Genomic DNA, 614 nt, shown 5'->3' with positions numbered 1-614 from the left:
CCTTCAAACATAAAAGCAGCGAGACAGCCAAAAGACTGTTTCGCTGCTTTTTAGTTATGGAATTTTCATTAATTGGTTTACATAACCCTTAACATTAACCATATTATACCAAGCGCTATTAAATTATTATATTTACTTTTATTCCTTTTATTATATAATATAATTAACTTATAATAAAAGGAGGCAATGCATTTGAAAAAGACTATCGTAAGTATTTTATTTACAGGCATCATTGTATTAGGCTCTGGAATAGTAGCAAAAGCAGTTACCATTTATGCAGAAGGCGGTGTTTGGAATTACGGTATTGGCAATAGTTATGTTTGGTCGTATTATAACCATAATTCAAAAGCACATGGGTCAACTGCAATAGGTAAATACGCATCTTATAGTGGAAAAACACGAGCAGGAATTCAATCTAGAGCTTCTGCGCCAAAAGCATATTGGGGTAATCAAACTTATTATAAAGTTTATTAATAATAACTTTATAAACTATAGTCAATTTATATTATTCCTTCTAAACGAGGCAAAATATGAAAGTTTTTAAATTTATATTAGATGTAATCACACTGTGTTTAGTTTCTACCCTAATACTCATTTTCACATTAAGAGAAGCC

1 protein-coding gene is annotated in these 614 nt (G+C 30.1%); it reads left to right on the top strand.

The window, feature by feature from the left end:
• Window positions 1–192 precede the first annotated feature (192 nt).
• On the top strand, window positions 193–474 hold the full coding sequence (locus ACF91D_RS31360) for a lactococcin 972 family bacteriocin (protein ID WP_392438638.1): 282 nt from the start codon (window positions 193–195) through the stop codon (window positions 472–474).
• The last annotated feature ends 140 nt before the right edge of the window (window positions 475–614 follow it).

The sequence above is a fragment of the Staphylococcus sp. 231237_7MaSpsaltlick genome, from assembly GCF_043107035.1.
Note: the sequence above shows the minus strand (reverse complement) of the source record. Positions and strands in the feature narration are given on the sequence as shown.